At 42.0% G+C, this 25,168-nt stretch carries 24 protein-coding genes; 10 read left to right on the top strand and 14 right to left on the bottom strand.

Annotation, left to right across the window (positions count from 1 at the left end; translation table 11 throughout):
- Positions 1-176 precede the first annotated feature (176 nt).
- From GSF04_RS14190 to GSF04_RS14145, 10 genes are read left to right on the top strand one after another with little or no spacing between them, the layout of a single operon-like run.
- Entirely contained in the window at positions 177-692 is a 516-nt protein-coding gene (locus tag GSF04_RS14190; protein WP_010604740.1) for a chemotaxis protein CheW, read from the top strand.
- Entirely contained in the window at positions 692-1,879 is a 1,188-nt protein-coding gene (locus tag GSF04_RS14185; RefSeq protein WP_211857558.1) for a methyl-accepting chemotaxis protein, read from the top strand. The genes GSF04_RS14190 and GSF04_RS14185 overlap by 1 nt, the downstream gene beginning before the upstream one ends.
- Before the next feature lie 8 nt (positions 1,880-1,887).
- A complete protein-coding gene (locus GSF04_RS14180; RefSeq protein WP_010372802.1) occupies positions 1,888-2,253 on the top strand; it encodes a response regulator in 366 nt (121 codons plus the stop codon).
- Between the two features lie 10 nt (positions 2,254-2,263).
- Positions 2,264-2,548 carry an STAS domain-containing protein gene (locus GSF04_RS14175; protein WP_039495895.1) on the top strand — a complete coding sequence of 95 codons (285 nt, stop codon included), beginning with the start codon at positions 2,264-2,266 and terminating at the stop codon, positions 2,546-2,548.
- 1 nt (position 2,549) lies between these two features.
- Complete coding sequence (locus GSF04_RS14170; RefSeq protein ID WP_211857557.1) at positions 2,550-4,526, top strand: chemotaxis protein CheA; 1,977 nt, start codon at positions 2,550-2,552, stop codon at positions 4,524-4,526.
- Positions 4,527-4,540: 14 nt separating this feature from the next.
- On the top strand, positions 4,541-6,775 hold the full coding sequence (locus tag GSF04_RS14165) for a methyl-accepting chemotaxis protein (protein ID WP_211857555.1): 2,235 nt from the start codon (positions 4,541-4,543) through the stop codon (positions 6,773-6,775).
- Positions 6,776-6,786: 11 nt separating this feature from the next.
- Entirely contained in the window at positions 6,787-7,587 is an 801-nt protein-coding gene (locus GSF04_RS14160; protein WP_010604746.1) for a CheR family methyltransferase, read from the top strand.
- On the top strand, positions 7,581-8,081 hold the full coding sequence (locus GSF04_RS14155; RefSeq protein WP_249122382.1) for a chemotaxis protein CheD: 501 nt from the start codon (positions 7,581-7,583) through the stop codon (positions 8,079-8,081). The genes GSF04_RS14160 and GSF04_RS14155 overlap by 7 nt, the downstream gene beginning before the upstream one ends.
- A complete protein-coding gene (locus tag GSF04_RS14150; protein ID WP_211857553.1) occupies positions 8,081-9,133 on the top strand; it encodes a chemotaxis response regulator protein-glutamate methylesterase in 1,053 nt (350 codons plus the stop codon). Before GSF04_RS14155 ends, GSF04_RS14150 begins: the two co-directional genes overlap by 1 nt.
- Before the next feature lie 54 nt (positions 9,134-9,187).
- Positions 9,188-10,039, top strand: a complete 852-nt coding sequence (locus GSF04_RS14145; protein WP_211857551.1) for a lysozyme inhibitor LprI family protein — start codon at positions 9,188-9,190, stop codon at positions 10,037-10,039.
- Positions 10,040-10,073: 34 nt separating this feature from the next.
- Here GSF04_RS14145 and GSF04_RS14140 read toward each other — a convergent pair whose 3' ends face one another.
- From GSF04_RS14140 to GSF04_RS14075, 14 genes are all read right to left on the bottom strand, one after another.
- Positions 10,074-10,466 (bottom strand): hypothetical protein, encoded by a 393-nt coding sequence (locus GSF04_RS14140; RefSeq protein WP_249122381.1) that lies wholly within the window; start codon positions 10,464-10,466, stop codon positions 10,074-10,076.
- Between the two features lie 59 nt (positions 10,467-10,525).
- Positions 10,526-12,817: a diguanylate cyclase gene (locus tag GSF04_RS14135; protein WP_211857550.1), complete on the bottom strand. Its 2,292-nt coding sequence runs from the start codon at positions 12,815-12,817 to the stop codon at positions 10,526-10,528.
- A gap of 2 nt (positions 12,818-12,819) precedes the next feature.
- Positions 12,820-13,797 carry a response regulator gene (locus GSF04_RS14130; RefSeq protein WP_130126324.1) on the bottom strand — a complete coding sequence of 326 codons (978 nt, stop codon included), beginning with the start codon at positions 13,795-13,797 and terminating at the stop codon, positions 12,820-12,822.
- Complete coding sequence (locus GSF04_RS14125; RefSeq protein WP_211857549.1) at positions 13,769-14,908, bottom strand: response regulator; 1,140 nt, start codon at positions 14,906-14,908, stop codon at positions 13,769-13,771. Before GSF04_RS14125 ends, GSF04_RS14130 begins: the two co-directional genes overlap by 29 nt.
- Positions 14,898-16,796 (bottom strand): EAL domain-containing protein, encoded by a 1,899-nt coding sequence (locus GSF04_RS14120; RefSeq protein WP_010604754.1) that lies wholly within the window; start codon positions 16,794-16,796, stop codon positions 14,898-14,900. Before GSF04_RS14120 ends, GSF04_RS14125 begins: the two co-directional genes overlap by 11 nt.
- A gap of 2 nt (positions 16,797-16,798) precedes the next feature.
- Positions 16,799-17,398 carry a response regulator gene (locus tag GSF04_RS14115; protein ID WP_211857548.1) on the bottom strand — a complete coding sequence of 200 codons (600 nt, stop codon included), beginning with the start codon at positions 17,396-17,398 and terminating at the stop codon, positions 16,799-16,801.
- 149 nt (positions 17,399-17,547) lie between these two features.
- Positions 17,548-18,876 (bottom strand): Na+/H+ antiporter family protein, encoded by a 1,329-nt coding sequence (locus GSF04_RS14110; protein ID WP_211857547.1) that lies wholly within the window; start codon positions 18,874-18,876, stop codon positions 17,548-17,550.
- Between the two features lies 1 nt (position 18,877).
- Positions 18,878-20,821: a DUF3488 and transglutaminase-like domain-containing protein gene (locus tag GSF04_RS14105; RefSeq protein WP_211857546.1), complete on the bottom strand. Its 1,944-nt coding sequence runs from the start codon at positions 20,819-20,821 to the stop codon at positions 18,878-18,880.
- The gene (locus GSF04_RS14100; protein WP_249122380.1) at positions 20,811-21,740 is read right to left on the bottom strand and encodes a DUF58 domain-containing protein; all 930 of its coding nucleotides are present in this window, start codon (positions 21,738-21,740) and stop codon (positions 20,811-20,813) included. Before GSF04_RS14100 ends, GSF04_RS14105 begins: the two co-directional genes overlap by 11 nt.
- Before the next feature lie 14 nt (positions 21,741-21,754).
- On the bottom strand, positions 21,755-22,660 hold the full coding sequence (locus GSF04_RS14095) for an AAA family ATPase (protein ID WP_193522447.1): 906 nt from the start codon (positions 22,658-22,660) through the stop codon (positions 21,755-21,757).
- Positions 22,657-23,040 carry a response regulator gene (locus tag GSF04_RS14090; protein ID WP_010372856.1) on the bottom strand — a complete coding sequence of 128 codons (384 nt, stop codon included), beginning with the start codon at positions 23,038-23,040 and terminating at the stop codon, positions 22,657-22,659. The genes GSF04_RS14095 and GSF04_RS14090 overlap by 4 nt, the downstream gene beginning before the upstream one ends.
- 468 nt (positions 23,041-23,508) lie before the next feature.
- Positions 23,509-24,081: a tRNA-(ms[2]io[6]A)-hydroxylase gene (locus GSF04_RS14085; protein WP_039495868.1), complete on the bottom strand. Its 573-nt coding sequence runs from the start codon at positions 24,079-24,081 to the stop codon at positions 23,509-23,511.
- Between the two features lie 42 nt (positions 24,082-24,123).
- Positions 24,124-24,777 (bottom strand): sulfotransferase family protein, encoded by a 654-nt coding sequence (locus tag GSF04_RS14080; protein ID WP_211857542.1) that lies wholly within the window; start codon positions 24,775-24,777, stop codon positions 24,124-24,126.
- A 2-nt stretch (positions 24,778-24,779) separates the two neighbouring features.
- On the bottom strand, positions 24,780-25,154 hold the full coding sequence (locus tag GSF04_RS14075) for an MAPEG family protein (RefSeq protein ID WP_045963764.1): 375 nt from the start codon (positions 25,152-25,154) through the stop codon (positions 24,780-24,782).
- Between the last annotated feature and the right edge of the window lie 14 nt (positions 25,155-25,168).

The following is a 25,168-nucleotide window of genomic DNA, read 5'->3' as shown; positions in this document are numbered from 1 at the left end:
CCACTATAAATCCGTCACTGCGGTAATACTCAATACTACGAAATTGTTTATAACCACCTGTTTTTAAGATTATTTTTACCACTCAAAAATAGTTAACATAAATTATTGCTCAAATTTTGACAGATAAGAAATGCGAGACTAAAGTAACATATAAGACAAATGAGACGAGGTGAAAAATGCAAGCGATCACAGAAAACACACAGTCATTGCAATATCTCACTTTTCAGTCAAGACAGGATTGCTATGCAATTGAGATCCTGTCAATAAAGGAGATTATTGAATTGGGCTCCGTGACAAAAGTCCCCTTGATGCCTGAGTTTATTAAAGGAGTGATCAATTTAAGAGGCTCAGTTGTACCCGTTATCGATCTGTCAGCTCGGCTTTGTGGAGAAGTAATAGAAGTTGGCAGACGAACCTGCATTATCATTTGTGAATTCAGTATTTCTGACAACCTCATTGAGATGGGTGTCATTGTTGATGGCGTTAATGAAGTCATAGAAGTTGACGCAAAAGATCTAACCAACTCACCTCAGTTTGGCGCGCAAATCAGAGCCGACTTCATCGCTTCCATGGTAAGACGCGGAGATGAGCTACTCATCGCGCTAGACCTTGAAAAAGTTCTCTCAGTTGAAGAGATGGCTGAGCTGATAGAGTTAAGCGAGCGTGGCAGTCACCTTGGGGAGTCAGCATAATGCAGATACTTCCAATTAATGAGCTAAAGGCAATCTACAAGTACTACATTAGCGCTGCGGTGTTGCTAAGCCTAGTATTGTCTCTCACGCTATTACTCAGTGTTCGCGTTGATATCTTATCGTTATCTTCTGTGCTCATCACCAGTGCACTCTTAGCGGTAACGTTAAGGCAGCGTCATTTAACCGCAAAAGTCATTCTTGATTGTGAGGCATTTGCTAGTTATTCGAGTGAGATGCAAGAGCATTGCGAGGTAGAGCTGCACAATACAGAATCTGTAGCCGCGATTTTAGAAACTGTTATTAATCAGGTCTACAGTATTAAAACTTTGGGTAATGACTCGGTTTCAGGGCTCACCTTGCAGTTTTCAGAGTTAAGACAGGCACTAAATAACACGATTGAATCGGCACGAGGTTCAGTAGAAAACTTCGGTGATGATGAACACTGTTTTGCCAAACACAGTCAAGAAGAACTCAATGAAGTCCTGCACAGTTTGCGTGTGGCTCTTGGTTCAAAACTCGAGGTCGTCAATTCCAATCAAGCTGTAAGCCATGCCGCCAAGGAATTAACTGAGCAAACCAAATCTATTCAAAAAATATCAAAAGAGATCACGTTATTGTCACTCAACGCATCAATTGAAGCTGCAAGAGCGGGGGAAGCCGGTCGGGGGTTTGCCGTGGTAGCGGAAAGGGTGCGTGAGCTTTCGGATATTACCTCAGAAGCTGCAGAGCTTATTATTGAAAAGATGAACGGCTTAACCAATGCCGTTGCTGACAATACTGAAAAGCTCACCGAATCACAGGCACAAGACGTTACGCTTATGGATGACGCTGAATTACATATCCGAAAAGTGCTAAATGAGATGGCGACGGTCGCTAATGAGCTGACGCAATCGGTACATGGATTAGATGATACCGCAAGCAAGATAAAAGCGAACGTCGACGACGCGATAACCGATTTTCAATTTCAAGATAGAGTGAGCCAAAAGCTAGAGCACATTTGCAAAGGGCTTACTTCATTAGTCTCACTATACAGGACAGAAGGTGAGCTAGGCGAGGAAGGGCTGGCTGCATTGCAGCAAGAAATGTTCAACTCTTACACCATGAAAGAAGAAAGGGAATGTCATGTTTCAACCACTGAAAATACGTCTCAACACGACCATGTTGAAGACGAAGTAACATTTTTCTAGGAGGTCTTATGACTAAGAAAATTATGATAGTAGATGATTCGGCTTCAATTCGTCAGGTGGCAAAAATGACACTACTCGCTGAAGGTTATGAAGTCATTGATGCCTGTGATGGCCTTGACGCAATCAACAAGCTAGATGACGGCAAAATCAACCTGATCATTAGTGACTTGAATATGCCAAACATGGATGGGCTGAGCTTGTTGAAGAAGGTGAAAGAAATGGGCCAATATCGCTTTACGCCTTTTTTGATGCTAACCACAGAATCGGGCTCTGATTTCGTGAGTCAAGGTAAGCAAGCGGGAGCAAAGGCTTGGATGATAAAGCCGTTTAAACCCGAAAAGCTGATTAATACCGTTTCACGTATTTTGGCTTAGGAGCATAAATATGAGCAACTTAACCATTGTGCTGCCAGAAGTATTGACCATTTATGAAGTGAGCAAAGTGGCAGCAAAATGGCAGCTCATGTTAAGCGATGACACGACGGCGGTAGCGATTGACCTTAGCGAGCTGTTGGAGGTGGACGCTGCAGGCTTTCAATTAGTTGTAGCACTCGCACAGTGTTGTACGGAAAAGCCGTTATCTGTGATAGGTGTCGATGAGCATCACTCACCTTGTGCCTTATGGCTACTCAATACCTTAGTTGCATCAAACTGCGCGCAAAGGAGGTAAGATGGTTGATTTATCCGAAATTCAAGCGGTCTTTATTGAAGAAGCCAAGGAGTTGGTACTTCAATTTGAAGAAAGTCTCTTGGCAATGGAGTCTATACTGCCAAATAGTGACGACGAGATCATAAACGAGGCGTTTCGTGCTGCACATACCATAAAGGGCTCAGCCGGTGTTGTTGGCTATGACCATATTGTCGATTTTACGCATTTTGTTGAAGCCACTATGGAGCTTCTTCGTGATCACGCGCTAAATCCTTGCGAAAAACTGATTTCGACTTTGCTCGAATGTAATGACCATATAAATGCGTTAATTAAGTGCTTAGAGTCAAACGAAGATTTTCCTCAGGCGTTGACCGATGCTGAAGCTGGGCTGCTAGAAAGTTTAAAGTCATATAGTGGTTTGCAAGACCAAGCCTCAAGTGAGCAAACCGTTGTCGAAAATCAAGAAGCAACGCAGAGCTTTCGAGTCTCAGCGCAGTTTTATAAGGCCTGCATGGTGGATGGTTTTGATCCGCTTTCGATTATTCGGTACATCGAAAGTAAAGGTAGTACGGTAGAAGTAGATTGGCTAATTGATGAGGTACCTGCGCTTAACGCGGTCACACCAGATGAACTAGAATTATGCCATTTTAGAATGCAGCTAGAGATACATCACTCTACGCGAGAAGATATTGATGAAGCATTTGAGTTTATTGCTGCAGAATCAAATATTGAGATAGCCCCAATTGAAGATGATAAGCCAACGCCAACACTTGTCAAAACTGATAAACAGCCCACCAAAAATAACAAAGTCAAACCAAAGAATCCCGAGCGGATGATGAAAATACCGGCGCAGAAGCTAGATGAATTAGTCAATGAACTTGGCGAGCTGGTTATCGTGTCTGCGGCACTTGAAGATCACACTAAAACAATACGCGACTCGGCCCTTACCGAAATTGTTGAGCATATTCAACAGCTCGTTAGTGATGTGCAAAGCAGTACACTACAACTCAGAATGGTACAGATAGGCGAAACGTTTAATCGCTTTAGCCGTGTGGTGCGCGACACCTCAAAGGAGTTGGAAAAACAGGTTTCTTTAGAAATTATGGGGGCTGAAACCGAACTTGATAAATCAATGGTTGAAAAGATAGTCGACCCTCTTACGCATTTAGTTCGCAATGCCATTGATCATGGTGTGGAGTCACCAGCACAACGAGCGGACAGTGGAAAGCCTGAATACGGTACTTTATCACTCAAAGCCTTTCATGATTCTGGCAGTATTGTAATAGAGATCAGTGACGATGGACGCGGGCTAGACAAAGAAAAAATTAAAGAAAAAGCAATTCAGCGTAATCTGATCTCACCTGATACTGAGCTTACTGACAAAGAAATTGCTAACTTAATTTTCGAACCAGGCTTTTCCACAGCCGAAAAAGTATCAAATATCTCGGGACGCGGTGTTGGCATGGATGTGGTGAGAAAAAACATTGAAGCGGTACGTGGAACGGTGAGTGTTGAATCTGTCGAGCACCAAGGTACGTGTTTCCAACTCAGGTTGCCGTTAACCATGGCCATTATCGATGGTTTTATGGTGAGTGTTGCTGATGCTAAGTTCGTCATTCCACTCGATATGGTTACAGAGTGTATTGAACTTCCGCTTGGCAATGGGGCAACTCGTCAAACCGATTACATTAATCTGCGCGGTACAGTGCTGCCATTTATTCATTTGAGTCGTATTTTCGACTTACCAACGAACCCTAAGATCAGACCAAGTATTGTCGTTGTGAAGTACGGTCAGTTGCGAGCAGGCATCGTCGTCGATCAGCTGTTAGGTGAGTTTCAAACGGTCATCAAACCACTCGGTGCGTTATTTGAAAAGATGTCGGGGATCAGTGGCTCAAGTATTTTAGGGTCAGGAGACATTGCGCTCATTCTTGATGTACCAAAGCTTATTCATGATTTTGCTCATGAACCTGAATCTAGAAAATTAGCTAACTCTTAATAAGGGGATACATAATGGGAATTTTACCAGCAATCTTTGACAAACAAGTTAATCAACTGTCGAAGGCAGTCGTAAACGCGATTGAACACTCAGATCTTACCCAAGTAAACCCCGCTTTATATGAAGGGGAAGCCAAAACACTCGCGACCAATGTATTAAGTTTGCTTAAAGGCAATGCAGAATTAGAGGCTATCGAGACTACAGGCACATTTGCTGCACTGTTAGATGGTGCAGGTCGGATTGTTCATCAAAGCAATCAATTTACCCAGCTTATTGCAAATAACGCACAAAGTGATGGTGGATATATTACTGATATGCTGTCGTTGCACAGTAACTTTTCCGAGCTGATAGATAAGACCACCAAAGTTAATATGCCAAGCGGATCTTATCAATTAGAAATCATGAAATTAGCACAGCCCATTGCCAACTGTAGTTTCGTGGCTAAATTAATCAGCCAATCGAGTTTGAGCGCTGGAAGTAATAGCGATTTTTATAAACAAGCCATGGATTACAGTACCGCTTGTATTATGCTAGCCGATGAAAATTACGATATTGTTTATATAAATCGCGCCATGCGAGACATGTTACTCAAGTTAGAAACTGCGATCCAAAGCACGTTACCTACCTTTTGCGTTGACAAACTAGTGGGAGGAAGTATCGACCAATTCCACCGTAATCCAAGCCACCAGCGCACTATGTTAGCGAGTTTAAACTCTACGCACGTTGCAAGACTCGGGTTTGGTGAGCACAGCTTGGAGCTCATGATCACCCCTGTATTTGATGAAAACAATAAGCGTATTTCTACTACGGTTGAGTGGAAAGACGTAACTGATGAAAAGCGTAAAGAGCGCTTGTTAGAAGAAGAGTTTGGTGTTGCCTTCCAAGCGGTAGCTTGTGGGGAGTTTGACAGACGCATTGAAGCCAGTGAATTAGAGGGATCGATAGGCAGAATTGCAGAGGCATATAATAAGTCGATGGAAGTGCTGGAATCGGTACTTGAGGACAATTTTTCCGTGCTAAACGCAGTGAGTGAAGGTAACTTATCATTAAAGCCCAAAGTACAAGCACAAGGGCTTTTAGGTGAGCTGGCGCAACGTACAGCCAATCTCACCGGTGTGTTAGATACCTTAGCGACCGATATCGTCGAGTTGGTTTCACAAGCGGTCAAAGGAAACATCCAAAATCGCGCAGACACCTCAAACTATGCCGGCGCATTTAAAACCATGACTGATGGTCTTAACGAGGTATTGGAAGCCACTGAAAAGCCAATTAAAGAAATTGCTAACGTCATGGAGGGGTTAAAAGAAGGTCGCCTTGATGTTGAGATTGCAGGAAGCTATTCAGGTGTCTATGACGAGTTAAAGCAAAGCGTCAATAGTACAATCTCCAGTTTAAGTCGCATTATTTGTGATGTTCGTTCTAACTCTGAATCGCTAGCGCAGGCATCAACTGAAGTCTCCTCTACAGCACAGTCATTGGCACAGAGTGCAAGCGAACAAGCCTCATCAGTTGAAGAGACATCAGCCTCGGTTGAACAAATGACGGCATCCATTGCCCAAAATGCAGAAAACTCCAAAATCACCGACGGTATGGCATCAAAAGCGGCGGGTGAAGCACAAGAAGGCGGTAGCGCCGTGGAAGAGACCGTATCGGCCATGAAACAAATTGCCTCTAAGATAGGTATTGTTGATGACATTGCTTATCAAACGAATCTGTTGGCACTCAACGCTGCCATAGAAGCGGCTCGAGCTGGAGAGCATGGTAAAGGGTTTGCTGTGGTGGCTGCAGAAGTCAGAAAGCTTGCTGAGCGATCTCAATTTGCAGCGCAGGAAATATCTCAGTTAGCATCTGGCTCAGTGAGCAAAGCCGAGCGGGCAGGCAGTCTACTTGCTGAAATCGTACCTGCGATTGGTAAAACCTCTGATTTAGTACAAGAGATCTCCGCAGCGTCAGACGAACAAGCTGCGGGTGTTGGCCAAATCAACGACTCGATGAATCAAATCACCCAGCTAACGCAGCAAAATGCGTCATCGTCAGAAGAGCTTGCAGCCACCGCGGAAGAAATGTCCAGTCAAGCAGAGACGCTTACCCAGCTCGTCGCCTATTTTAAAATCGGAGACATTGAAAGCCAAAGCAAAATGCGCGTGTTAGAAGGAGGCAAGCCGCAAACAGAAGCACAACCCGTCGCCGAGCGAAAAGAAGTTAGTGCTGGGCGAGCTCGCTCAAAAGAGCACTTTGAACAGTTCTAAGGAGGTGCCACATGATTGGGGACTTTATTAGCGATCAAGAATTTACCTGTATTGCTGACTTCTTCAAAGCCGAATCAGGAATACATCTTAGGGATCATAAAAAGAACTTAGTCTGTGGACGACTAAATCAAAGACTGAGGATTTTAGGATTAAGTAGCTATGGTGAGTACATTGAGTATCTAAAGATACCCAATAACAAAGGTGAGCGAAATATGTGCATCGACTTGCTGACTACCAATGAAACCTATTTCTTCAGAGAGCGTAAACACTTTGAAAAGTTAGCAGAGCTGTTTACCACGTACTACCAAAAGTCTGCACCAGATATTTGGTGTGCGGCTTGCTCTTCTGGCGAGGAAGCATACACCTTGGCCATGTGCACGCAGGAGCATTATGGTCACGGGAATTGGGTGGTGCGTGCCAGCGATATTTCTGAGCGGATGCTGGATTTAGCGAAAAAGGCAATTTACCCCTTACATCGTGCTAAAAACATTCCTGACGAATACCTAAGGAAATACTGTCTAAATGGCGTCGGAGAGAAGACCGGCTATATCATGGTGAATGATGAGCTCTATCATAAAGTTAATTTTTTCAAAAATAATCTACTTGTGCCTTATATCGGTGGTAAAGCTGACATAATATTCCTCCGTAATGCACTGATCTATTTTGAAAAAGATGAAAAGGTAAAAATCCTAGAAAATATTTATAGGGCGATGCCGAAGCAAGGTTTTTTGTTTTTAGGACACTCCGAGAGCTTAAATGGCGTGTATGACAAATTTGAATCAATCGCCCCTGCGGTGTATGCAAAATGTTGATGCCAAGCAGAGACGTTGAATCAATATTTTTGCAGCCGGGTAGTTTGGCGATTGAGTCATTTCGTCCAGCAACGCTCAATACCTTGCTCGGGTCCTGTGTTTCATTTGTTTTAGTGTCTAAGCAGCACCAACTAGTTGTTGTGAGTCATATGCTATTGCCAACCACAGAAAAGCCGAATGACGATGAGCCGGCTAAATATGTCGATAAGACTTTTTCTTTGGTTCGACAATATTTAAAGCGGTTTAGTATCCCTGAGAATTGTGTGGAGATTAAGCTTTTTGGTGGTGGAGAGATGTTCAAAACGTCTTGTTCAGAGACTGTCGGTATGCGAAACATCGAAATGAGTCATAAGCTGATTGACGATTATGGATTTAGGCTTATTGCGCGTGATGTTGGTGGCCCTTATTATCGGAGAATTCAAGTGGATCTCAAGGATGGCGCTTGCCGGGTAGACCGTTTTCATGTTGCGTTATCGAGTAGGAGAGCAACCTGATGTCGAATAAAATTTCCGTCTATATTATCGATGACTCTGCTGTGGTAAGGCAAACGGTCACTGCGATGTTGGAGTATTCGCCTGAAATCTGCGTGACTAAGGTGTTTAGCAACCCTGTCTTGGCGCAGCCCAGCGTGTTGGCAGAGCCGCCAGATGTAATTATTCTTGATATAGAAATGCCACAGATGGATGGTATTACCTTTTTACGCTGGCTCATGGCCAATAAACCTATCCCCGTGATCATTTGTTCATCGCTAACAACCACAGGTGCTCAATTGTCGGTAGAGGCACTCTCTCTTGGTGCATTTGAAATCTTAACTAAACCAGAGTGTGGCTTAAAATCATTTCTTGAGTCTCAACGCGAGCAATTTATTAAGGTGGTTAAGCAAGCGAGATTCTACAGACCAAAGTCCTCTACGGAAGACATAAGCCGTGCGCCTGCTATCAATGTTGCAATGAGCAATACCAACCTTGCCATTAATACCACTGATAAAGTGGTAGCCATCGGCACTTCGACAGGGGGGACGCAAGCGCTTGAGTACATATTTAGTCAATTAGAACCCGAATTGCCTGGTATTGTGGTGGTACAACATATGCCAGCCAACTTCACTAAAGCCTTTGCTCAAAGGCTAAATGATATTTCAAAATTAAAGATTAAGGAGGCTGAGCATAACGAACGCGTACTGGCTAACCATGTGTACATCGCGCCAGGAAGCCATCACCTTCAGCTTGTTCGTCGTGGTGCATTCTATTACACTCAGCTCAAAGATGGGCCGCCAGTGCAGCGCCATAAGCCTTCGGTCAATGTATTGTTTCAATCTGTTGCGAAGCAAGTTAGAAGCAATGCTATCGGATTTATATTAACCGGAATGGGCGCAGATGGTGCATTTGGTTTGTTAGAAATGAAGAAATCGGGGGCGCAGACTTATGCACAAGATGAAAGCTCCAGTATTGTATTTGGAATGCCCAAAGAGGCCATTAAGCTAAATGCTCACAGTAAAGAAGTGACTCTAGCGGACGTGCCGATGACAATAACTCAATGTTTTTCATAGCGTTACTGTTGGAGTAAGCGCAACTCTTGTCTACACGATTAAAAGGAAATTAGCTTGAAAGCGACCATATTAACCCGAACTTTTTATCATGGATTGGCTGTAGTTATAGCCATCACTCTATTTGGGTGTGCGCCACAAAATAGGACAGTTTTAACACCCACCGAGAAATTGAACGTTGAAGCGTTTCACTGTGGCGAGCAGTGGATGACAGAGGTCGATGATCTTTTAATAAGTGGTGATGGTAGCGGGCATGGTCCTGATCTTGGCAGCCAAGAATGGCAATCGGTCATTGAGTTTAAACTTGGTGTAAGAAGTTACTCGGATAAGCCCGACCGTAGCACGCAGGATTGGTGTCGCTATATTGACGAGCACTTAAAACAACATACCCTACATACGCCTTCATTCGCTTGTAACGAGGTAAGAGCTGGAAGCATGGAAGCCGTTATTTGTGATAGTGCGGCGTTGTCTCGACTGGATCGCAGGCTCAATTCTGTGTATGAAAAAATTGTAAAAGAGCCGCATTCGAAGCAGCTTCAAGCCGAGCAAAGAGGGTGGATAAAAGGGCGCAATGCGTGTTGGAAATCTAGCGATAGCACGCATTGCTTGAAGCAGTCGTATATTCACCGTATTGCCGAGCTTGAGGCTCGTTTTGCATTAGTGACTAGCTCCGGGCATACGACGTATCTCTGTAACGATAAGTTATTATCCGTTTTTTACTATGATACTCAGCCACTAAGCATGGTCGCAGAATTTAATGACAGTGAAAAGCTGATGTTCATCGATAACTCCGCCAGTGATACTCATTACCGCGGTGGCGATTATCACCTTAAAGTACAAAGTAATGTAGCAATATTAACTTGGGGTTATTACCAACAGCCCATCCAGTGCAGGGTTACAGCAGACTAAATTTAGAAGTAGATTAGCGCTTCGAGCTGAAGCGCTAATCACCGGTTGAATGATAGCAAATCTTGTCGAGCATCATGATAATAAACGAGTCGTCTTTTGCTTTTCCTAAGAACTCCATTGCGTTAAATTCAAACGTCCCATCAGATTTGACTTCGTATTGAAGAAGAAAATCAAACTTTTCGCCTTCTTCTTCTACATAACCCTCAATATTTATGTAGTTTCTGCCCCAATCGCTTGTGAGATAATCCCAAGTGAGTTCGGTAAAAAAATTATTCATAACTTGGCGAAAAGTGTAGTCGCTACACTCTTTAAACGGTGTGTCCTGCATTCTGTCAATTTCTAACTCAGCAGTATAATCGGCATAAGCTACAGATGAGGTGACTAAAAATCCAAGTGCAGCTAGGTTAAGTGAGAGCTGTTTCATCATTTTTCCATTTTTATGTCTGACGCGAAATTAAAGTATATCAAGCAATATGAAATATTTTGTTATTCAAACCAAACTACTTTATTTTTGCCAGTATGTTTAGCCTCATACAAAGCTTTATCAGCATCATTTAAATGTGCTGTAATAGACATTTTTTCCATCTCGGGAAGTACCGCTTTTACACCAATGCTGACCGTGAGGTGTATTTTCTCTTTTTCTGACAGTGTAATTTCCAAGTTAGATATGGATTCTCTGATAGTCTCAATCAATGCGCTAGATGATCCATGTGTGGCATCAAGCAATACAAATGCAAACTCCTCACCTCCCATTCGCGCGGTAAAATCATCACTGCGTAGTGCATCCTTTATGGTGTAAGCAATCAGCTTAATGGCTTTGTCACCAGCATCATGACCGTAGGTATCATTAATTGACTTAAAGTTATCGATATCTACCATACCAATTAAATAGGGGAAGGATATCTCACCAACTTCGGCGGCTTTTTCCATAAAGGCACGTCGGTTGGGCAGGCCTGATAAGGTGTCGGTCATTGCGAGTTCAAGCAGTTTGTTTTCTGCTTCTTGACGTTCTTTATCGAGTTTAACCGCATAGTATAAACCCGCTAGAGAATCGACCAGTGGTTGTAAGAATTTTGCATCTTCTTCGGTATAGTCAAAAAACTTATTCGCAAGTCCTATCATACCGACCAATTCGCCATTGAGCTTTATCGGCAGCCCTAAAAACTTAGAGATCCTTGGGTGTCCTTTTGGCGTGCCTTTCGACGCAGGGTGCTTGCCTCGTTCATTACTAATGACTGTTTTTCCCGTTAGTATCACTGATCCGAATAGATTATTAAAGTCAGTAAAATAGAGATCGTTATCATAATATCGCTGTACCAATTGAGAGCTTAAATCATTCCATTGCATTTCTGAAATGGCATGAATAAAGAGCCTTGGTACACCGGCGGTATGCTCAAGCTCGCCGATCAGCGCAAATTGGCTATCAGCAATGTCGATGAGCTCTTCTAGAATTTCACGGCATGATTTAGACAGATCACCTGTCTTTAAATAGGCTGACTGTGCTTTACTGATAAAAGACAGTAATTGCTTTTGCTTTCGCTCTTGTAACTGTGCTTCCATCCGGTAGGTAATATCCCGGTGAGTACCAGCGAGGCGCAGCGCTCTGCCACTATTATCGCGTTCAACCACTTTGCCATAGGTTTCTATCCACACCCAGTGGCCATCGGCATGTTTCATTCTATAGGACGTGGTGTAGGCATCGGTTAACCCTTGTAGGTGTTTGGCTAGGTCTCTTTCTACGTGACTACGGTCGGCTGGATGAATGAGCTGGCGGAAGTAATTAACACTGGTCTCAACGTATTCAAATTCAATTCCAAGCATATCACACCACTTTTTATTAACTTTATTGATATCTGCTGGAATATTCCAATCCCATGTACCTAGCTCTGATGCTTCTAACAACAGGCGCATCTGTCGGTTCGTCTCATTGAGTTTGTCTTCGGTGTACTTTTGCGCAGTATTTTCGGTAATAAAAGCTTGAATACTGGTCATTCTGCCGTCGTGGTTAAAGTGCGCCACGGTGATCATACGGATCCAGATCTGTTTTGAGTCTAATGCCATCTCTAGCAAAATTTCAGACGCTTCTAACCCATCCAAGTGGTTTTGTAAGTTAAAATGAAATTTATCAACACTTGGCTCGGTGAGTAAGTCTTCGAAATGCAATTCCCCGGAGCATAAGTGAAAAGCGTCAATACCAATCACGCGCTCAATATTCGGAGAAACCGTACGAATGCGCAGCCCATTATTATACTTCCACTTAATTAACACGATTGGTGAAAAACGGATTAACTCTTGATCTTCGAGGTATAACGAATAGTTTTTTTGTAGCTCTAAAATATTGGTGATAAGACCGCTGATCGTCTCGAGTAAATGAATATCTCGCTCGGCATAGGTTTTCGGTTTGGTATCGATTAAACATACGCCACCGATTGGCTTGCCGTCGAGTCGAAAAGGTACGCCCAAGTATGAGCGAATGTAGGGCTCGCCAGTCACGAGCGGGTTATTCGCATAGTTTTCATCCAAGGCGGTATCTGGAACAAGTAAAGACTTGTTATGTTTGATTAAGCTCTTACAAAAAGCATCTTGCTCCGGTGTCCTGTCGGCTAGGATCCCATGTCTGGCGATCAGATGTTGCCATTGCCCTTCAATTACAGTGACTAAAGTTATTGGTACCTCAAAATAATCAGATAGGGAGGTGAGTAGCGTATTGAGGTCGGCGAGCGGAAAGCTTGATTCGACTAAATCTTGTGTTAATTCAACTTTTGCAAAAGTATCCACGCCTACTCTCCATTATTTAAAAATGCAGCAAGTTGAGTGGTATTACTTTGTATCTCGTGAGGTAGCGCGGTATCGAGTAACTTTTCCAACTGAATTTCTAGCTCTATCTGCTTTCTTGGCAGTAAGGATTGCTCAATGTTATCCAGTACGAACAGATAGTTATGGGTCGGTGATGGTAATATTTTATAGTTTCTGAAAACTTCTTGAGCCGCAGCTGCCAATTTCGGTGTAGTGAGTTCGCAAGTTGGCAACGCATAGTAAGTGAGAACGGGGTTTATCGAGTAACATAATAGCAGTTCGGTGATAACTTCATAGACGTTAATTTCGTCTGTTACTTCGACTTTTTCTATGGTGATCAGATAGAACTCTTCGTCTTTTGGATTGCTGCGGATCTCACATCTTAAAACACCAAGAGGAGTGTGGTAGATGCCATTACCACTAAAGCATGCCGAGAACTCAGCAAGAATCTGAGATTCAATGTCTTTGCTGAGATTATGCTCGACAACTTGGCCTTCATTATTGATTAATACCCGTGGGCAATCACGCTTTTTTAGTTGTTCCTGTAAAACCGTTTTAAAATAATTATTATTGTATACGTCTATTGCTGCATTAACTTCTTCGAGTAATTTGTCGTTCTCCCATGGTTTACACAAAAACTTATGCGCAACCTTGCTGTTAATCATATCAATAAGCATATCGGAGTCGGTATAACCGCTAAGAATTAGGCCAATTGCACCAGGGGTTATTTTTTTGGCTCGTTTTAGAAAATCTCCACCATTCATTAGCGGCATTCTAAAATCAGAGATAATAACCTGAACGGGGTGCGTGTCTATGTACTCAAGAGCTTCAAAAGGATTATCAAAACTGACAACCTCTACCGAAGGCAGCCGTATGACTCGTTTTAACGCCTTAAGTATTGACGTTTCATCGTCTAATATCAGTACTTTGTAACTAACTAAAGTATTTGCTTCTGAGTTCATAGAAAAGCTCCAACCAATCTTGGCTCTTTTGATCAAAAAAGGTGTTGATCACCGTCTGATTGACTTCTTTATTGGTGATAGTGTCTATAAGCAACAATAGCTTAGTGGCATTGCAATCTGAGCTACCCATTTCTAGGGCATTAATGAGCGCATACAATTGATCCGTGATGGCTGACTCGTAGCCAATTAATGTGGCTGTATAAAGGGCGATATGCAATTTCTCGGTATAGCAACTCTGTGGGGAATGACATTGACTTTCGGTAATAAGCTGAGCTATTTCTGAGCCGAGCTCGCCAAGAAATAATAAGGATTGAAGAAAAACAATGCGCTCAGAGTCAATTGATCCGTCATGTAGCTTGTGTACCAATTCCTTAAGTAACTTGACCTTTTTAAAGTTAATATCGCTTAACTGCTCACAGTTCGCGATATCATATCTGGCTGCGACCATATTGTGATAACACACAGAGACAATAATTGCAGACACTAAATCCACACCAAGCGTCTTAATTGCGGTAGAGAGGGAGTATTGTTTTGTCGATAATCCCACATAAGCACTGTTACACAGGTGGAATAATTTAGCTTGAATGAGCACCTCTTGTTCCAGCATTGCTTCAAGCTTGTGAAAATCTAAATCAATGTCTTCAATTTTACTTAGCAAGATAGGCAATTCGTTCTCAATGAAAGTTTCATTTAGCGCACGCTTTATTGCTTCACTTAATGGCAGCTCATTGAGTCGATAAAAAGCGGTGATCACATCATCGAATTCTTCTCTTCTAAATGGCTTAGCGACGATAAAGGTCGCAGAAATTGAAGACTTACACAGTACCTTGCCTGTGGTATCGCCGGTTAACAACACGGTGAGGACTTGTGGATAACGGCGCCTCACAATATTGATTAATTCAACACCGTTAATCGATGGCATAAGGTAATCACTCACTAAGATGTCGATGCTTGCTAACGTATCTAGGGATTCTATGAATTGTTTAGGTGATGAAAAGGTCAATATTTCAGCGCCTTCTATGCTGATTTTGAAGTGGCGGTGGAGCGACTTCAACATTAACTCATCGTCATCAACGAGCACAATCCGTGGCACTTGGCTTTTAATAGACATAGTGAGTAAACTCCTCAAGTAAAACAGGTTTTCCGATGAGATATCCTTGTACTTCATCGCATTTTAACTGTTCTAGAATTTCAAGCTGTTCCACGGTTTCTATACCTTCAGCGACAACTTTTAATTCAAGGTCGTGAACTAATCGAATAACATTTTGGACAAGATCTCGAGCTGATTTTGAACTGTCGATGTTTTCAATCAGGCTTTTGTCAATTTTGATAACATCCACTGGCAATTTTGAAATATAGCCCAATGAGGAATAGCCCGTACCGAAGTCATCGATGGCAATGGAGAATCCGATTTCTTTTAATTGTAGTAATTTAGTTTTGGCTTGCTCGAGATTTTCTAAAACAAAGTTCTCAGTGATTTCTAACTCGAATTGCTCGGGTTTGAGCGAATACCTTTCAATAATCGAATACATGGTTTGTACAAAGCAGGGATCGGAAAGTTGATAAGGTGAAACATTCACTGCGACTTTTTGGATCTCTAGTTCTTCCTTTTGCCATTCGCACAGTGCGATACACGCCTGCTCAAGCACCCAAGTTCCTATTTTGACTATTTGTCCGTCTTTTTCTGCCAACGGAATAAAATAATCTGGTGAGTTAGCGCCAAACTGGGTGTTCTTCCAGCGAATTAACACTTCACAACTATTGATTGAATGTTCATTTAAATTAAGCTTGGGCTGGAATCTTAGATAAAACTCATCATTATCAACGGCGTTAAATAATGCTTCAGAGACTTTATGCTCGTTTAGCTTTTCTGAAAGCAGTGATTGCGAATAACGCATATAGAAATCAGTACGAGACTCGCAAACAAATTGGGTATAGATAACTAAGCTGTCTATTGCTTCCGAGAGTGGTTGCTCAGGCTCTATCATGGTGTACGAGACAGAGAACTTGATTTGGATATTTTTGCGAATGAAAAATTGTTTAATTGAGTTGATTAACTCATCTAAAAATTTGTGTACCTCAATTTCACTTTGTACTGAATCTAACCAGAAAATGGCTTGATCAAAGCTGATTTCAAGCATCGAAAAATGAGTCGCTTCGCTCAGTAGAGCATGATCTATGATTTTTTTAAACGTATCTGAATATATTGGGGTATTAGAAATAATATTCTTAACCAACAAATCTCGAATTTTCAGGCAGATCATGACAGAGTTATCGGTGCGATTGATATGTTCTAGAAAGCCCAGTTTGCTCTGATAAAAGTTAGGATATTTATCCTGCTCGCTGGAAAGGGGTTTAATGATAAGTAGGTAGCTGGACTCTGTTTTTAGCTTGAGCTCAACTTGACATAACACCCCAGAGCTTTTTAATGTTGCAATTCTGCGCTCAGTAAAATCATCAAGGCATTTATCACTTTCAAAATTAAACAGTTGAAAGAAATTGCCTTTATTGACCTCGTTCAACACTAATTCCGTGTAAGCGTAATTGCAATCGATGACATTACCTATGGTATTTACTTCGACTAAAGGTGCATTATTATTACGCAGAATTTGGGTTTTTAATTCGTTTTTGTGATGGTTTGTGAGTGCCGCTTCTATCGTTGTGTAAAGCTCTTCGTTATTCCAAGGTTTGGATAAAAACTTAAAGGTATTATTCGCGTTGATCAGCGACTTCATATCGTCATAATCAGCTTGTCCACTGAGCACGATGCATTCGATACTAGGATCATGCTTTTTCACTTCTTGGATAAGCTCTTGGCCATTCATGTTGGGCATTCTGAAATCAGTAATAAGCACATGCGGTTTGTGCTCTTGTATCAAACCAAGCGCTTGTCTTGGGTCATCGGTATATACCACTTCATAATGCTGTAAACGCAGAGTGCGTTTAAGCGACTTTAGAATATCAATTTCATCATCAACCAACATGATAGGTGCATTCATAGCTACCCCTGTATTAGCGCATTAATTTTTTCTAACAGAATAGAGTTATCAAACGGTTTAGAAAGGGCATCATTGGCGCCCATCGCTTTGGCCTTTTCAAGTTCTACATCATTTAACGCAGAGACCACCAAAACCTTAATCGCTTTAAATTCTTCTTTTTCACGGATAAATGAGATCACTTCAAAGCCATCCATTCCCGGCATGGAAAGATCGAGCGTGATTAAACTTGGTTTAAACTCCGAGATGGCAATGCCTGCCATAAAGCCATCCCCAGCTTCTTGTATCAAATAATCGTTGCCTATCACTCGTCGTATCGCTTTTCTATACTGGGGCTCGTCATCAATGATAAGCACCTTAGCTAAATCCCGTTCTTTATCAGAGTGTAGACCACTTTCTGCGATTTGATAGTCGCTAATAAAGTCTTGCGAAAGGGGGATTTTGTGCTTGTTTAAAAAGGATAAAAAGTCTTCAAGTAAGACACGGTAGTTACCGCGTCCAGGAAGCTTATGACCTTTTAATTCGCCATTGGCAATCCAACGACTCACACTGCGTTGGTGTACGTTACAGTAACTGGCGATTTCGCTTGGTTTAAGTGTTTGCATAGTCTTTTTGCTTTAATTCTCTTACCTATTGGTATAGCACAAGAAAACTAATAAGACAAAAGCGACATAAGAGACAAAGAAAATACAGTATGTTTATGAGCTAAAGGTATCAAGGCGAGGAGCCTTGATACCATCATGGATGTATAAACCTATAACACCATCGCGGCTATCCAGCCAAAGCAGAGTAGTGGGATGTTGAAGTGAATAAATGTAGGCACCACGGAATCCCATATGTGATCGTGCTGGCCGTCGGCATTTAAGCCCGAAGTTGGTCCAAGTGTGGAGTCTGATGCAGGAGAGCCCGCGTCGCCTAGTGCACCTGCGGTTCCCACCAAAGCGGCGGTAGCCATAGCAGAAAAGCCAACTTCTAGAGACAAAGGTACAAATAGCGTGGCAATGATTGGCACGGTTGAAAATGAGCTGCCAATTCCCATGGTAATAAGTAAGCCAACAAGTAAAATCATCGCAGCGGCAAGTGGTTTATTATCGCCAACAAAATCGGCACAGCTTGCTACTAAACTTGCCACATCACCCGTTGCTTTCATGACAGAGGCAAAGCCTTGAGCAGAGATCATGATAAAACCTATCATTGCCATCATCGCCACACCTTTACTGAAAACATCGGAGTTTTGTTCCCATTTAACAATACCAAAGAGGCTAAAAATCATCACGCCAACGAGCCCACCTAATATCATTGAGCCACTGTTATTTTGTGCAATGAGAGAAGCCAGCACCGCAGCGCCGCCGACAATCATGACTTTAGTTGCTTCTTGGCCTTCCGGTACTGTGTTTGACTGAGTACTTTGCTGTTGACTCACCTCATAAACTCGTTTTTTACGATAAGTAATGAAAACGGCAATCAACAGGCCAATCAGCATACCAAGCGCAGGGATCACCATAGCGTATGGCACGTCGAACTTAACCAATTCTAAACCATTGTCTACAAGGTTTTTATGCAAAATAGAGTAAAGGTAAATGCCACCGAATCCATATGGCAACACCATATAACTGGTCGCTAAGCCAAACGTTAAAATACAAGCAATCGCACGGCGGTCTATCGTCAGCTTGTTCAGTACGACTAATAGCGGTGGAATGAGGATAGGAATAAACGCAATATGAACTGGCACAAGGTTTTGCGACGCAATCGAGCAAGCCAAAATGATAACCATTATAAACATGCTTAAAAACGTTGAGCCTCCGCTATCATTGGCATTAACCAATTTGAGCAGCTTTTGCGCGAGGATTTGAGTTAAGCCAGACTTCGAAATAGCAACCGCAAACCCACCTAACATGGCATAGCTTAAGGCTATTTCTGCGCCACCAGATAGCCCATCATTAAAAGCGTTTAAGGTTGTCTTCAAATCTAAACCGGCTACTAAGCCGGCCGCTATTGCACTAACTGTCATGGCGACAATTACATTTATTCTAAAGAGGGTTAACCCCAGCATGAGCAAGACGCCCAAAATAACAGCATTCATACTATTTTTTTGCCTTTCTTTTTATTGATTTATACAACCTCTTCAACTCACCAAGCTCAAGTTTATTAAGTGGTTTTTGTTGATACTGTGACTTTTCAATTAATTGATAAAACTGCCAAAGCGACGTATCTAACTCTGGAAACAACTTACATAACTCAACAATATGTTGTTTCGCCGTAGTGCCACTTAGCTGCCCTTTGAAATCGGACACTATAGCATTGTAATAGACAAGTTCGATAGGGCGTTTATGCCGAGTAAGCTGCTTGCTAAGGTAAAATAGCGCAATTGAGAGCAAAAGCAGCATAAACAGGGAAAATACTCCGGCCCAAAGCTGACCATTACTCCCAAACCACTCTTTAAACAGTGCGCCTTGCTTTTCTTTGTCAAAATTAATGACGACGCGAGTCCACTGATAGTCAAGCTCCTCAAGCTGTAATCGCAACCAATTAATAGATTGCCAATTAGACAACCCAATTAAGCTGTAGCCTAAACCACTTTTGAACTCGCTCGATAATTGTTCTAACTGAGAAAGACTCCCCGTCATGCGCTCTGGGGCAATCCAGGCGGTTGGGTCTAAGCGTTGCCAGCCAATTCCCGGTGTAAAATATTCAACCCAAGCATGTGCGTCATATTGATAAATACTGTAATAGCCTTGATTGTCATTTTTTTCACCACCCAGATAACCAGATACCAAGCGAGCAGGGATATCCGCGCTTCGCAGTAGAAATGCCGCGGCAGAGGCATAGTGACCGCAAAATCCATTAAATGAGCTAAATAGAAAGTCATCAATCCTATCATCAGATTGCGCTATTGTTGGTGTTAAGGTATAGACGAAGCCATTTTGCAAAAAATAGCGCTTCATTAATTCAATGAATTGGCTCGTTGTTGTCGATTGACTGTCCCAATCGCGCGCCAATTGCCTTGCCTGTTGATTAATGCCGTCAGGTAATGCGGTGTTACGCCTATAATACCAAGGCGTTAACGAATCTTGGGGTTCAAAGTCAGTGAAATCGATTTGATACTCGACAGGTTTTGCTGATAGGTTTTTCAAATAGACCGTGCCAAACACATTACTATTCAACTTAGCGTTTTTTGAATAAGAGTATGACAAGCCGTACAACCAGGGTAGTTGGCTTGGCTGCGCAATAATGGTAGCTGCGCCAATCGGCTCTTTGGGCAATGCTCTGATATTGGTACCTTGATACTCAGAGACTTTCCATTGCCGTCCGTCAAACTCATCATGAATAATTGCACGCCAATAAAAAGGTCCCGTTTGTTGAGTGTCCTCAAATGATGCCCGAAACACCAAGTCGCTGGACTGGGATAAATTTGCGATATTGAAAGGATCTACATTCTCAGATAATCCTGTTTTTGCTTGATTCTGCGGTGCAGGTAACTGCCAAAATGCCGGGAGTTTTGGTAAAAAAACAACTAATAAAGTAGCCACGGGCAGCACCAATACCAATCCCTTTGCGCTTACCTTAAGCGCAGATTTGAACCTTAGGTTTTGCTCGAGATTAAGCATGATAGCTAAATTAACAGCCAACAAAATTAATACCAAAAATGCTGCAAATATACTTTGTGTAAAAAGAAATAAGCACGGGTAAGTAAAGAAATTCAAAATACATATTTGTGTAAATTGGCGGGCTTGCGTGGCATGCACTTGTTTCAGTAGCGATGCAACCAACATCAAAGCCACAAAAACATTCACGCTGTTTTTTAGACCTATTAATGAGGCCGTCGCAATGGCGCCGAGTAAAGTGACCAAGTTAATAAAACGAATGCTTAACACGCTTGGTTTAGTCACCAATCTGGATGCTTGCCACAGTGTTAAAACGGTACATAACCCGACAAAGCCGATACCAAAATCATCAACAAGAATAATGCTCAGCAGCCATAAAAATAGTGATGTGCTGTAGTACCATTTTGGGAAGCTAGAATTCACTTAATGCCTCCAAGCAACTTAGTTTATGGGTTTCACCTTGACCGAACGGGATCCTGTTTTGTTGCAATAACAGGGCATAACTTGTTTGTTGCTTGTCGGCGTCAAGCACCATAGTACAGAGTTTACTCAGACGTTCTTCTTTGCTGCCTGAAAGCTTAGAATAATCGAAAATAATGCGGTGTAAATCGGCCGACTCCGGTGCATTCTGTTTAATTAACATTTGGTCAGTCTTGGCGTAATGCTTCCAAGAAACGCGGCTTAAACTCATCCCTTTTTGATATTGCGAAAGATGGTCGAACTCAACTGAACGCTCTTTCTGTTGTATGCTTTGGCTAGTATTCGAGGCACTGCCGAAGCTAAACTCTGTGTCTATAACGGGCAATGGAGTAGGGTACACGTAGAAAGCATCGTTTGGTTTTATATACGACCAGGTACGAATAAGGCCAAATGGGAAGTAGCTGAGGATTTTAATTACCCCCGTATCATATACGCCACGAGGTAATTCAGGGGCACTTAGCTCGAGAACTTTTTCATCACTCACTTTGGAAATATGGGTAGCCGTTTGGTTGTATTCACTTGATAGTCTGAGAGATTGGATCTCTGCGCTAGATGAAATACTGAGTCTAATAGATGAACTATATGGGCCAAAATTAGCATTACTTCCCAAATATCGGACATTTGTATTGTTCAAGTTAAAAAAACCTAAAAATAGGGCGGCTATCATCATCACAGCCATAATGTAGGACACTGCAAGGATTAGATTATTCTGATAGTTGATCCCCAATACAAAATTAAGCAAAGCCACAGCGATAAAAAAACCGCCATCCTTGGATGGCAGTATGTAGATATTATTATGAGATAACCGTATTTCTGAGCGTTGATGTCGTTTATAAATATGCTGCTTAACTTTCCGTTTCAAGCGGTTAATCATGCTTAATGTACCGGTACGTTTTGAAAAACCTGTGTCTTAACTTCTGCTTCATTAGTCGTGGTGACGCCAAGTCGATGGGCACAGACTGAAGTGAAAACCGCTTGAACGTCATCAGGTATGACGAAATCTCGACCACTAATAAACGCATATGCACGACTAGCGGCTGCAAGTGCAATGCTAGCTCTTGGCGACAAAGGATCGCTAAATTGACCTGAGCTTCGTGTGTAGTTAACTAAGCGAAGTATGTAATCAATAATAGCGTCACTTAGCACAATGTTAGGCACAACTTGTTGATAGGCTAGCAGTGTTTTACCATCGATCACTTGTGGTGCTTGAGTCAGTTTTCTCGCTTTTCCAGCTAATTTAATTAGCTGCGCTTCTGCCATTTCCGAGGGGTATCCCAAGCTTATACGCATAAAAAAGCGGTCTAGTTGTGACTCAGGCAGTGGATGCGTGCCAGATTGATGCTGAGGATTTTGCGTTGCAATCACAAAAAATGGGCTAGGGAGCTCATGGCTTACGCCATCGATGGTTACTTGATGTTCTTCCATGGACTCCAACAACGCGCTTTGAGTTTTTGGACTTGCGCGGTTGATTTCATCGGCCAGTAAAACTTGGCTGAAAATTGGACCAGGATGGAATTCAAAAGACTGATGTTCACGGTTAAAAATAGAAGTGCCGGTAATATCAGCTGGGAGCAGATCGCTAGTAAATTGCACACGACGATATGTCAGACCTAACACATCAGCAAGCGAATGAGATAGCGTTGTCTTACCCATACCTGGTAAATCTTCAATTAGAAGATGGCCGCGACACAAAAGACTGCAGATCGCGAGTTTTATTTGTTCAGGCTTTTCTAAAATAACGGTAGAGAGCGCATCGGTAAGTTTCTTTATTTCTTCATTCATGTAACCAGCTCTAAACGCTTCATTACCGAATCCACTTTATGTGCATTGAAAGGTTTAGCGATAAAGCCCTTAGCACCAAGTTCCCAAGTATTTTGAACATTCTCCATACTATTATGGCCAGAGCACATGATGACATGGGCCACAGGAAAGTTTTCGTTGATGTAGGAAAGAATTTCGGTGCCATCTGTATCGGGAAGCTCAATATCTAAAAAGACAACACTGGGTTGTTTATGCTTTAGTAGCGGCTTTGCGGAATCAAAGTCTTCACAACCATAAACTTCTTCAAACCCTAAGTTCTCCAAAATCTGTGTCAGAAAATCTCTGATCTCAACAGCGTCATCAATTATCAAGATTGGTTCTAGCGGTCTTACAAATTCCATATGTCGATACTTCAAATTACAAATTCAACCACATACTATAAAAAGCGAAACCATAGCTCAATAGAAAATACAGTAAACTTTTTATTAATGTCCGATACCGTCTAGTATTGGACATTAGCAAGATGCTTTATATGGTTTCTCACATAATTCATTGCATCCTATAATTTACGTTATGTTAAATAAAATAAATTTTAGATGAGGAAAGTCTAATCCCTTATAAAATCAAAGGTTCAGTGTTACTCGTCTGGTTGATTTATAACTATTGCGATATTAGTTGCTTCGAATATGAGTCGTTTTGAAACCAAAAGTATTCAATGGAACACAATGCACTGGGCGAAACTAGAAATCTTAATTGATGTGTCTAGTGAAACCGTTCTCTTCACTGAATAAGTATTTAGAAATATGGGAGACAATAAAGCCACACTGTAACTTGTTGAGGCTTTATTGGCTCGAGTCATGTGGCTGCTTTTAATGAAGCGCTGCGCTAAATGGAATACCTTTGCAAATATCCGCTTCTGCAATGAGAATTTCTTCTAGGCGGTTATCTATCGTTAATTTGTCGAAGTACTCGTAGCCGAGCTCCACAAAGAGGTTTTTGTGTTTTTCTTCTGACTTGGCGATTGCTACATAAAAGTCTTTCTCTTTGCCTTCAGGAAGCGCTTCTGCAACTAAAGAAAAACGCTCATGGCCCCTAGCCTCAATTACTGCGCCGATTAGTAATCTATCAATTAAATATTCGTCAGTGCCTTGGCGGAACAATGCGCGCATTTGCTTTATATAGGGGTCTTTTTGGTCGTTTCCTAATAGCGTTCCACGCTCGGTTAAGATTTTAAGTACCTGTTTAAAGTGGATCATTTCTTCTATTGCGAGATCTGCCATCGCTTTTACTAGCTTGATCCTGTCTGGGTAATGACCAAGCATTGCCATCGCCATTCCGGCTGCTTTTTTTTCTGCAGCAGCATGATCTTGAAGAAAGGTATCAAAGTCGGCTAGGACTTTTTCAGTCCAGCTAAAAGGTGTGTGATATTTTAATTCAAACATAATTCTATCTTGTATATACAGCTTGTGGTGAGTATAACAAACTCAGGCGCTCGAGCGAACTTGCATGCTAAAGAGCGCTGTGTCTTTATCTGCTTTGCCATTACGTGTCGATTCCACTTTATTGGGGTGTGAAAACCACTTCCATGCAGTTACTTTACCACCAATATTGACATGCGGGATGGTCACTTTTTCTTGAGTCACGCCTATAAATTCGGCAAGCGTTTGCTCGGCATCAGCAGCTGTTAGGTTGACCGTAATAAAAGGAATATGATTCATTTTTGCAAATCTAAGCACCCTATCATGATGCTTGTTATAACAATCCCGCCAATAACCATCGTCTTCAAAATGTTTGTCAAAATCAGGAAAAGTTTCCAAATAACAACGCTTAATCGTGTCGTTAAAGCCCCCTTTTTGTGACAGTAAATTTTCTTTCATTGCCGTCATCAAACGCTTAATTGAGGGAAGCCATTGCTCAAAATCTCGTGTCAAATGTACTATTTTAACTTCAGGATATAAAGCATATAGTTTTTCATAGTCAGCAAAAACGGGCGTGTCAGCAATAAACTCAGCGCAGTCTAACGCTTGCCTTGTGTATGCCGTGTGTGCTGTTTTGTATCCAGCACCTAATGCAGCAATACTCAGACTTGTTGTGCCCGTTCGTGGTAAACCCGTTACCAGAAATTTGTGTTTTGTCATAGTTAGATAAAGTAATACACGATGTTAAATGACGCTAAAATAAGTATTACTCCATATGTTGTCGCCATCGCTACTTTTCTGATTGAAAAGTTAGTTTTACCGAGTGCAACATAGTGTGCGACTCGAGAAAACAAAAAAGCAATGCCAAATGCATGAAGCAGATATGGGTTGATTTGTTGAGTTTCGAGTAACAACATCATTAACAGTACGAACGGTGTGTACTCGATAAAATTACCGTGGATCCGTATTGCACTTTGCAGCTCATCGATACCGCCATCTCCTAGCGATACTTTGTGTCTGTGTCTGAGTGATATTATGTTAAAACTGAGTTTAATATAGATTAGTGCCAGCAATGCCGCATATAAACCGGTGATCATAAAAAAGCCCTCCA

Origin of the sequence: Pseudoalteromonas sp. A22, assembly GCF_018141345.1 — a bacterium.
GTDB classification, from domain to species: domain Bacteria; phylum Pseudomonadota; class Gammaproteobacteria; order Enterobacterales; family Alteromonadaceae; genus Pseudoalteromonas; species Pseudoalteromonas maricaloris.
Note: the sequence above shows the minus strand (reverse complement) of the source record. Positions and strands in the feature narration are given on the sequence as shown.